The sequence below is a fragment of the Flavobacterium sp. DSR3-2 genome (assembly GCF_049896525.1).
Classification (GTDB): domain Bacteria; phylum Bacteroidota; class Bacteroidia; order Flavobacteriales; family Flavobacteriaceae; genus Flavobacterium.
This window is the reverse complement of record NZ_JAFCUM010000024.1, coordinates 1-8757: the sequence shown is the minus strand read 5'-3', so window position 1 is coordinate 8757 and position 8757 is coordinate 1. Positions and strand designations below refer to the sequence as shown.

General features: G+C 32.9%; 7 protein-coding genes. 5 read left to right on the top strand and 2 right to left on the bottom strand.

Annotated elements, in window-relative coordinates; genetic code table 11:
- Positions 1-803: IS21 family transposase (gene istA / locus ACP7AV_RS16940; RefSeq protein ID WP_426092977.1), on the bottom strand; the 803-nt coding region annotated here is incomplete at its 3' end.
- 61 nt (positions 804-864) lie between these two features.
- On the opposite strand from istA, the gene ACP7AV_RS16935 reads away from it, so the two are divergent.
- From ACP7AV_RS16935 to ACP7AV_RS16915, 5 genes are all read left to right on the top strand, one after another.
- Entirely contained in the window at positions 865-1251 is a 387-nt protein-coding gene (locus ACP7AV_RS16935) for an ATP-binding protein (RefSeq protein WP_426092976.1), read from the top strand.
- Positions 1252-1573: 322 nt separating this feature from the next.
- Positions 1574-2134, top strand: a complete 561-nt coding sequence (locus tag ACP7AV_RS16930; protein WP_426092975.1) for an RNA polymerase sigma factor — start codon at positions 1574-1576, stop codon at positions 2132-2134.
- A gap of 63 nt (positions 2135-2197) precedes the next feature.
- Complete coding sequence (locus ACP7AV_RS16925; RefSeq protein WP_426092974.1) at positions 2198-3109, top strand: FecR family protein; 912 nt, start codon at positions 2198-2200, stop codon at positions 3107-3109.
- A gap of 154 nt (positions 3110-3263) precedes the next feature.
- A complete protein-coding gene (locus ACP7AV_RS16920) occupies positions 3264-6158 on the top strand; it encodes a TonB-dependent receptor domain-containing protein (RefSeq protein WP_426092973.1) in 2895 nt (964 codons plus the stop codon).
- Between the two features lie 2 nt (positions 6159-6160).
- Entirely contained in the window at positions 6161-7675 is a 1515-nt protein-coding gene (locus tag ACP7AV_RS16915) for a CehA/McbA family metallohydrolase (protein ID WP_426092972.1), read from the top strand.
- A gap of 408 nt (positions 7676-8083) precedes the next feature.
- Here the strand turns inward: ACP7AV_RS16915 and ACP7AV_RS16910 are convergent.
- The coding region (locus ACP7AV_RS16910; RefSeq protein WP_426092971.1) for an IS3 family transposase at positions 8084-8757 on the bottom strand (674 nt) is incomplete at its 5' end.

The following is an 8757-nucleotide window of genomic DNA, read 5'->3' as shown; positions in this document are numbered from 1 at the left end:
CAATACAATATCTTGACAGCTCCTTCGACCAATGACTTATCTCTTGGTTTGTAAGCCCTGGCAGGCAAGATAGTAGTTTGGTAATGTTCGGCTAAATCAGCCAAGGTTTCATTAATTGTGGGTTCAAAACGACTGCTTTTTATCACTGCAGATTTTAAATTATCCGGAACAATTGCCGCAGGAGTGCCTTCAAAGAAACGCATAGCATTTTCTACCGATGTAACAAAATCTTCCTTTTGTTGGCTCATAGAAGCTTCTGCATAGGTATATTGACTGGCTCCCAATATGGCTACAAAAAACTGTACTTCTTTGATTTCTCCCGTGTCTTTATCAATAATGGAGAGTGTTTTTCCAGCATAATCCACATACATTTTACCACCCGATTTGTGGTTAATGTGCATCACTGGATTGACTCGTTTGCTCCATGTTTTGTAGTGGTGTCCAAATTGTAAACTCCTGTAGCCATAAGGGTTTACGGCAATATATTGCTCCCACATATGGTGTACGGTAACTCCAACTCTTTTTAATTCCCGTTCCATTTTAGGAAAAAAATCATGAAGTTTCTGCAATTTGGGACTGATTGATTCCACGGTAGTGTGTGAAAACAAAAGTTCTAACTCAGCATCTGTTTTTTCATTAATTACTTCAAAACTTAATCCTAGCACTTCAAATAAAGAAATATACTTCTTTACTGTATTGCTGGAGAGAGATAAGTACTTACTTATGAATAACTTACTTTTCCCGTTACAGTAGAATTTAATTGCTTTTCTAATTTTAATCATGTCTGTTATTTTGTTTGCCATAATCCGTGTTTTTTTAAACGAATGTATGGTGCTAACAACATGAAAAAGTCAGTAGTTTTTAATGTGCAATTGTACCCCAAAATCGGGTGGTCAATTTGAACTGGAAAGTGGTGGTCACTTTACTCCGAAACTGGTGGTCAATTTGCACTGGAATAGGGTGGTCAATTTGACTGGTTTTTCGACCTTAGGGCGCAGTGCTTGTTTGCTTGGTTACCGTACCCAGTACTTTAGTATGAATAAGTTCAGGGATGCCGTGACCCAAGCAAGGTTCGATGGTTCATATCTGAAATGGATTAGGGGTATCTCTGCAAATAAGCTGCTGATCCTAGATGACTTTGGGTTGATAGCCCTGAACAATGATGCAAGGATTGCCTTGTTGGATATCCTCGAGGATAGATATGGTTTAGGATCAACTATGATTACTTCACAGTTGCCCGTAGACACTTAGTATAACTTCATTGAGGAGCCAACTCTGGCCGACGCCATAATGGACAGATTGTCAGCTTCAGCACACAGAATAGCATTAGCAGGTAAATCTTTGAGAACTAAAAAAAATTATTAACTTTGAAAAACAGCATCTTTACTTAGTGATGATAAAGGACAGTTTGACTGGCGTACTTTGCGCCGGAATAAATGGCGACCTTTAGCGCGGAATGGTGGGGTAATTTCGTGGGAATATCTAATTTGTAAATTCTTTTCAATTTCTTAATGATTATTTATAAAAACAGTTTTAAAACTTGGCTAAATTTGTCCCTCAAATATTTTAGGAATTGGAACAAACAAATGATATTTTCTTATTAGAAAGGCTCAAACAAAATGATCACAAAGCATTTAATCTCATTTATGATATGTATTGGGAGAAGCTGTTTGCTTTCTGCTTTAAACTTACTGGTAGTAAGGATTTTACTAGCGAGATAATACAAATTATTTTTGTTCAACTATGGGAAAAAAGGGATGAGATTGAAATATCTAATCTTAAATCTTATTTATTCCAAAGCGTTAAGTACCAATTTTTTTCTTTTTATAAAAAAGATAAAATTCAGTCAATTACTTTACTAAGTGATATTGAGGATTATTTGATTGATAATATAAATGAAGAACACCCAGAGATACTCAATTCTCTTAAACGGGCCTTAGATAAACTTCCAGACAAACGAAAAGAAATTTTATTATTGAGTAAGTATCAAAATATGTCTGTTCATGAAATTTCGTTGTTGTTGGAAATATCTCCACAAACAGTTAGAAATCAAGTCTCTAAAGCTTTGATTCAGCTTCGTGATATTATGTCAAAAGGTTTTGTTGTATTTATTTACATCAAGTTAACCTTTTAGTAAAGTTGTATGATAGTACATAATTAAGAATTCTATACTTAGGGTAAAGTAAATAATCATAATATGTTTAATCAAAATTTTATTATAAGATTATTAGAAAGATATAATCTAGATCAATCTTCAGAATCAAAAGAAAAAGTTTTAGATGGCTTCTTAAATGATTTATATAAAAAATCCGTCTGGGATGAGAAGGAGTTAGGTAATAAAAAAGAAACCAAAAAAATAATTTTTGATTCAATTAATTCGAAAATAAATAGATCAAGACCTAACTATGGTTGGATTAAGTTTGTCTCAGTTGCTGTTATCCTTATATTATTTAAGTTGTGCTTTCCCTCTGAAAATACCACTAAGCAAATAACATTTGTTACCACTCAAACTATTGATAGCATCATTCTTCCGGATAATTCTAGAATTATATTAAGTCCTCATTCTAAAGTAGCATACGATAGTGATTTCAATGATAAATATAGGGCAGTGTCTTTATTAGAAGGAAATGCATTTTTTAAAGTAACTAAAAATATATTAAAACCTTTTACAGTAACAACTGGGAATATTAAAACTACTGTATTAGGTACCTCTTTTAACATTGATATTCAAAAAGATAAAATAAATGTTGATGTTAAATCAGGAAGAGTACAAGTTGCTTCCCAGTCACAGCATAAAATAATATATCCGAACCAAGGGGTAAGTTATACTATAAATAAACAATCACTTTCAAAAGAAAAGGATATTAGAGTTTTACCATGGTATGAAAAAGATATCCAACTAAGTGAAATTAAAATAAAAGAGTTGGGTATTATTGTTAAAAACCGTTTCGGTTATAATATCCGATACAATGATAGATCTATAGATGATGAGAAAGTGACAATTCATTTATCTAAAAGTGATTCAATAATTCAAATTATCGATAAATTGAAATATATAACTTCTTTAAAATTTAAAATAAATGCCAATGAAATAATAGTTGCTAAATAAAAAAACCGCAATTGCTAGAACAATTGCGGTCTAAATAAAATTAAAGTATTGAAAAAAAAGTAAAATAGAACAACACTAAAAAATTATGCTGAACAAAAATATAAATATTTGTCTAATACTCACACTGTGTTTTAGCTTATTAATCACAAATAAAATGTCTGCGCTAGTATTTAACGAAAATAGTACTGCAAACAGGGTAGCAATTAAAGCAAATAAAGTTACTCTTCAAACAATTTTTAAAAAAATAGAAAATAAAACTAATTACAAATTTAGTTACGGTAACGATATAATAAAAAACGAGTCTAAATATTCTGTTGATTATAAAGACAGCAGCGTCAGTAATATACTTAGTGATCTTTCAAAAAAAGTAAATTTCATTTATAAAATAGATCTTTTAAATGTACTTATTAAAGTACCAACTGTAAATGTCTCACATGCGCAACAAAAGATAGATGGTATTGTTTTAGATGATTCTAAAATGCCTCTAGTAGGAGTTAATGTTATGGAAAAAGGGACTAAAAATGCAGTTATTACCGATGCCTATGGGAACTATTCAATATCAGTTAGTTCAGTCAATCCTATATTAGTTTTCTCTTATGTAGGGTATCAAACGTTGGAAGTTCAAACTGTGGGGAAAAGTAATATAGAGGTTGTATTGCAAAGTGTTCAAAGTCAACTTGATGAAATAGTTATTACTGGTCGTGCAGGAGCTAGTGATCGTAAAAAATTAAATACGAGCTACTCTGTTACAGTTATAAAAGAGAAAGCTCTTCTACTACAAGCTCCTACTAGCGTTACGGAATCTTTAAAATCAGTACCGGGTTTTTGGGTAGAGGCTTCAGGTGGTGAAGCAAGCGGTAATGTAAGAGCGAGAGGGATTCCTGTGGATGGATTTGGATCAATACAACTTCTTGAAGATGGAATTCCTGTACAACATGATCCGGCATTAGGTTATTTAAATGCTGATCAATCATTTCGTTTTGACGAAACTATTGAGTCTATAGAAGTAGTGAGAGGGGGGCCATCATCAGTTTTTTATTCAAATGCACCTGCTGGAGCAGTTAATTACATTCCTCGTACAATTGGAAATAAAGCTGAAGGTATTTTTAAAATGACGCTTGGTACAGGGGAGCTTTATAGAGGTGATTTTTGGGTTGGAACTCCTGTTGGAAATGATTGGAAACTAGCTTTAGGTGGCTTCTTTAGATCAGCATCTGGTGTTCGTGATCCTGGATTCACGGGTAATAAGGGTGGTCAATTTAGGGCTACTTTAGCAAGAGAATGGGAGAAATCATCTTTTAGTTTTGATATTAAAAACATGGATGATTCTGTAATTTTTTATACAGGTATACCAATGACTTTTGATAATAATGGAAAAATAGTTGCTGTAAATGGTTTTAATGGACATACTGGAACTATATCTGGTCCAGAAACGCAATTGTCAGAAATGATACAAAGTGATGGTAGCACATATAAATTTGACAATAGTCTTGGTACTAACGTAAAAAGAACTCAGTTAACCGCGAAATTCAAAACAGATTTAGGAAAAGATTGGATTATGAATAATACATCAAGATATAATGATTCAAGAACTATTCGTAATGGTGTATATCCTAATAGTTTACTAACTGCTGCAGATTTTCTATCCAGCGCAAGTATAAAGAATATGCTTGGGACAGTTCCTGGAGCTACTGCTTTTGAAATGCAGTACGTTACAACAAATGATAAGTTTGATATAGTAAATCAAAATGGAAATGGACTTGTGATGCAAGGAGGATTGAGAGGAATAACAATGCCCTTAAAAGAATTTATGAGTGATACTCGATTTGCTCGTACCTTTAAAACGGGTTTAACTACCCATGACTTTAACATAGGGTATTACTATGCTTATAGTGATGAGGATTTTACAAGATATTCATCTTCAGCTTTACTTGATGTTCAAAATAATGCACGTCTTCTTAATCTTGTTGCCGTAGATGCTTCAGGAAATTCAATCAAAACTGTAACGGATAATGGAATACTTCGTTATGGTTATGAGTGGGAGAATGCACATGGTGAACAATCTACTAATGCAATATATGTTAGTGATGAATGGCAAATTACACAAAAGTTCAGATTAGATGGAGGGTTTAGATGGGAAACTATGAATACACGTGGTGTTGTAGAACAGAAAGGACAAAATGCGAATTTAGGTACTATACCAACATCTAGCATAGTAAAAGGAAATGGAATTTTCAAAAATTATAATGATACCTTCGATTTTACCACTTGGACATTAGGCTTAGATTATCAGTTTTCTAAAAACATCGGATCATTTGCTAGGTATACTTCTGCTGCAAGATTACCAAGTTTAGGAAATTATGTAACGAATGCTGCAGCTACACCTTACATACAAACAATGGAACTGGGTGAAATTGGGTATAAATATAATAGTAAGAAAATAGGCATATATGCAACTGGATTTTGGACAAAGTATAATAACATTGCTTTTACTAATTATGTTTTTGATATTAATTCCAATGTACAAACTACAGAAAATCTTTATGCTGATACAAATACCCTAGGCCTTGAATTTGAAATAGGTTATTATCCTGTAAAATGGTTTGATATTACTGGTACTGCTACTTTTCAAAAAGGCCAATATAAAGGTCTTAAATTTGCTAATAAGGATGGAGTTGTTAATGATTATGATGGTAATAAATTGATTAGAATACCTTCAACAAGTTTTAGAATGGTGCCTGGTTTTAATATCTTTAAAAACGTTCTTCGCATGCAAACTGCCATTGAATATGTAGGAGATCGTTTTGTTGACACAGCAAATTCTGTTGAACTTCCAAGTTATATAAAAATTGATTTCAGTACAAGTACAAAATTAAGTGACAGAGTATCTATATTCGGATATATTGATAACATTAATAATTCTCTTGGATTGACAGAAGGAAACCCCCGTCAAGGCGAAGTACAAAATGAAGCTGCTGGAGCAAGTACTTTTATTGCTAGACCATTAATTGGAAGAAGTTTTAGAATGGCACTTAGGTATACTTTTTAATTATGAGAAGTACATTTATTTTCTTTTATATATCAATAAATATATTGATGTTGTTTCCTGTCGCAGCTCAACAAGGAATACAAAATAAAACAATTATCAATACACCTGATTATGTCTTAAAGGGTGAGTTGACAATTGAAAATTATCAAACTTATGTTGAAGTTCCTTTTGAAGTTCCAATAGATATTAAAAGGCTAACTATTGAAGTAAGTTATTCAGGTAAGGATCAGCGCACCACTATAGATTTAGGGTTAGAAGATCCAAAAAAATTTAGAGGTTGGAGTGGAGGCTCAAAAAATAAAATTACTTTAAGTATGGAAGATGCAACCCCTGGATATTTACCAGGGGAATTGCCTTCTGGTAAATGGAAACTCCTTTTAGGTGTACCAAATATTCGCAAAGGAATTGTTTCTAAATATGAAGCTTCAATTTATCTAGAAAAAAATTCTGCTATCACGGAGTTTTTTGATAAACCAATCAATTCCAAAGAAGGCTGGTATCGTGGAGATCTGCATATGCATACTGGTAACAGTGATGGTAACTGTCTTTCTCAATCTGGACAAAAAATCCCTTGCCCGGTTTATCGAACAGTCGAGGCAGCAGCAGAAAGAGGTTTAGATTTTATAGCAATTACAGAACATAATGCGACCTCTCATGCAAATTCATTAAGAGAATTACAAACTGCATTTGATAAGATGCTACTTGTTGCGGGTCGAGAAATCACTACTTTTTATGGACATGCCAATGTATATGGACCAACTGATTTCATTGATTTTAGAATGAGCGATTCCTCATCTATGCAAGCGAAGAAGTGGATGGATGTAGTTAATAGCAAAGGGGGTATTGTTTCTATCAATCATGCTGGTGTGCCTTCTGGTGAAGCTTGTATGGGTTGTGGATGGCAAATAGAAGATCTACCAAATGGTACTGTAAGTTCTGTAGAAATTATAAACGGCGGTATAATGAAAGTATCCGGTTCAGCAGATAGTCCTTTTCAAGGATGGAAACAATGGTACAAAATGCTGAATTCTGGACAATATGTTACCGCAATTGGGGGAAGTGACAATCACACTGCTGAATCCAAAAAAGAAATTGTAGGAGCAATTGGTTATCCCACAACAGTAATTTTCATGAAAGAACTATCAGTAAAAGGAATGATCGATGGAATTCGTAGTGGTCGTGTCTTTATAGACATAGAAGGTAAAAGCGATAGATTTATTGATATTTTTTCAACAAACGGGAATGAAGAGGCAAAAATGGGGGAGAAGCTTAATATTACCTCAAAAAATGAAATTCAATTAACCGTTTCAGTAGAAGGTGCGCTAGGCGCAAGTATAGAATTTATTGTGGATGGTGCTTTACAATCTGAGATGACTCAGTCAATAAAAAAGAATAAAGAAATTGTAAAAATTGATTGGCAGTATGTACCTGGTTCAAAATGGATACATGTTAAGATTCGAGATGAAAATGGGAAACTAATCCTTGTTAGTAATCCTATTTATTTAGTGAAAAATTAAAACTACTCAGCAGGTATTGATTGTTCAGAAGTAATGTTTTGATTACTTGTATAGATTGTCTTTTTGATTGATTGAGAAATTTAGACTTTTTTTTAGTGATTTAAAGGAATTAAGTAACTGTATAACTTTAAGATGATTGGTTAAAATTTGAGGCTATCCGAAAAGTACTTTTCAGATAGCCTTTTTTTATAATAGGATTCTTAAATCTCTCGATTATATTAGTTTAGATTATACCATTTATAACTGACCTTGATTATGTCACTATTGAATGGTAGTATGCTGTACCCATTTTTCAGACAGAAATCTCAACGATTTAAGATAGGTTTTTAGTTTGATATTCTATGATCGTGGTTAAAATCGGAGATAACTTTTGGCTATTTTAAAAAGCCAAAAAAAGTTATTCTGATTTTATGCCACTTCTTTTTTGTAATAATTATTATAAGGCGTTCCATAATCTAGTGACTGATGAATTCGCCGTGTATTATAAAATTCAAAATAATCTTTGAGTCCTTTATAAAGGCTGATTCCGTCAGTATATGCTTGTAAATATACATTCTCGTATTTGACTGTCCTCCATAATCTTTCTATAAAAATCTTGTCAATAGCTCGTCCTTTACCGTCCATAGAAATTTTTATTCCATTGTTTAATAGTACATTGGTGTGAACCTCACTGGTGTATTGACTTCCTTGATCTGTATTGAAAATTTCAGGCACACCATACTTTTGTATGGTTTCTTGCAAAATATCGGCACACCAATTGGCACTCATTGTATTGCTTACACTCCAGTTCAAAACAAATCTTGTATGCAAATCAATAATCGCAGTCAAATACATAAATCCTTTTGCCATAGGAATATAGGTAATATCTGTTGCCCACACCTGATTTTTATGGCTAATCTTCAAACCTTTGAGTAAATAAGGGTATTTCTTATGTTCTTTAGTACTCATTGTTGTTTTAGGTTCTCTATAAATGGTTTGCCAATTGATGATTTGCATCAATCGTTTTACCCGTTTGCGATTCACTTTAAAACCTAAATCCTTGAGCCAGAACGTCAGTTTCCTGCAGCCATAAAATGGAGTAT

Excerpts from the sequence above, each read along its gene's own strand:
- ACP7AV_RS16935 (WP_426092976.1), top strand. The coding sequence starts at position 865 with ATGTGCAATTGTACCCCAAAATCGGGTGGTCAATTTGAACTGGAAAGT.
- ACP7AV_RS16925 (WP_426092974.1), top strand. The coding sequence starts at position 2,198 with ATGTTTAATCAAAATTTTATTATAAGATTATTAGAAAGATATAATCTA.
- ACP7AV_RS16920 (WP_426092973.1), top strand. The coding sequence starts at position 3,264 with ATGTCTGCGCTAGTATTTAACGAAAATAGTACTGCAAACAGGGTAGCA.
- ACP7AV_RS16915 (WP_426092972.1), top strand. The coding sequence starts at position 6,161 with ATGAGAAGTACATTTATTTTCTTTTATATATCAATAAATATATTGATG.